This is a genomic window from Bacillus sp. P4_D3, from assembly GCF_056401855.1.
This window is the reverse complement of record NZ_JBFUIN010000672.1, coordinates 1-1,675: the sequence shown is the minus strand read 5'-3', so window position 1 is coordinate 1,675 and position 1,675 is coordinate 1. Positions and strand designations below refer to the sequence as shown.

At 37.6% G+C, this 1,675-nt stretch carries 2 protein-coding genes; both read right to left on the bottom strand.

Going from position 1 to position 1,675, the window contains the following annotated elements; translation table 11 throughout:
* Positions 1-19: 19 nt before the first annotated feature.
* Positions 20-1,357: an acetyl-CoA carboxylase biotin carboxylase subunit gene (locus AC1DTM_RS25440; RefSeq protein WP_016104902.1), complete on the bottom strand. Its 1,338-nt coding sequence runs from the start codon at positions 1,355-1,357 to the stop codon at positions 20-22.
* A gap of 15 nt (positions 1,358-1,372) precedes the next feature.
* Positions 1,373-1,675, bottom strand: a 303-nt coding sequence (locus AC1DTM_RS25435; protein ID WP_477001185.1) for an acyl-CoA dehydrogenase family protein, incomplete at its 5' end; no start/stop codon positions are given.

Genomic DNA, 1,675 nt, shown 5'->3' with positions numbered 1-1,675 from the left:
CCCTTAATATTCATAAATCTTATTTTTTAACAAGTTGTTTCGTTACAAAACCCGTTGTATAAATACCACTTTTGAACACATCATCTTCCAATACTTGTAGTAGCATTTGTGTATTCGTTTTAATACCTTCTACTTTTAACTCTTGCAGCGCATCCTGTAATTTTGAAATCGCTTCTTCACGAGTTTCGCCATGAGCGATTACTTTCGCAATCATTGGATCATAGAAAGGTGTAATCGTTACTTGATTCTCCAAAAAGTGATCAATACGTACATTTGTCGGTAACGTTAGATCTGTAATTTTCCCAGGTGATGGGAAGAATGTTTTCGGATCTTCTGCATAAATACGAGCCTCGATGGCATGACCACTACGTTTTACATCATCTTGTGTAAATGATAGCTTCTCACCATATGCGATAAGTAGTTGTTGTTCAACTAGATCTAACCCAGTAATTTCTTCTGTAACTGGATGTTCTACTTGTAATCTCGTATTCATCTCTAAGAAATAAAAGTTCTTTTGATCATCTACAAGAAACTCCACTGTGCCAGCATTTGTATAACCAAGAGCTTTAGCAGCTTGTACAGCAACTTCTCCCATAGCCTTTCGTGTACCTTCATCTAAAAATGGTGAAGGCGCTTCTTCAATTACTTTTTGATTTCGGCGCTGCACTGAACATTCACGTTCCCATAAATACACTGTATTACCATGTGTATCTGCTAAAAGCTGAATTTCAATATGGTGTGCATCTGCTATATAGCGCTCTAAATACATTTCTCCGTTACCAAAGAAATTTTGCGCTCTTGTTTTATTACTTTCAAATGCTTTGGTGAGCGTTTGCTCAGTTTCCATCAACTGCATTCCAATGCCTCCGCCGCCCGCGGATGCCTTAAGCATTAATGGATAACCAATTTGTTTTGCAATTTCAATTGCTTCTTCAGCAGTTTCAATATTTGTAGTAATGCCTGGAACTACTGGCACATCTGCTGCTTGCATCGCTATACGTGACTCAATTTTACTTCCCATCTTAGTAATGATTTCTTCTGAAGGACCGATAAATACGATTCCTTCTTCTTTACAGCGAATCGGAAAAGATGGATTCTCTGATAATAATCCGTACCCCGGATGGATTGCTTCAGCATTTGTCTTCTTAGCTATTTCAATAATTTTTTCAAGGTTTAAATAGCTTTCTTGGACACGTGGACCGCCTACTAAGTAAGCTTCATTTGCCAATTTTACATGAAGGGCATTTTCATCAGCCTCAGAATAAATAGCAACGGTACGAATGCCAAGTTTTTGACAAGTTTTCATAATGCGAACTGCGATTTCCCCGCGATTAGCAATTAATATTTTTTGAAACATAGTGACTCCTCCTTTTTATCTACATCCTAAATGTCTTGCAATTACGAGACGTTGAATTTCAGAAGTTCCTTCACCAATTTCTAACAGTTTTGCATCACGAATATATCGTTCAACTTCATATTCACGCATATAGCCATATCCACCATGAATTTGTACCGCATGATTCGCGATACGACTAGCTGCTTCAGATGCAAACAACTTTGCCATAGCCGCTTCTTTACCGAAAGGTTTATCGTTATCTTTTAACCAAGCTGCTTTATGTACTAAATTACGCGCTAATTCCACTTCAGTCGCCATATCAGCTAATTTAAATTGAAT

Coding starts and splice junctions, on each gene's coding strand:
- AC1DTM_RS25440 (WP_016104902.1), bottom strand. CDS start 1,357: ATGTTTCAAAAAATATTAATTGCTAATCGCGGGGAAATCGCAGTTCGC.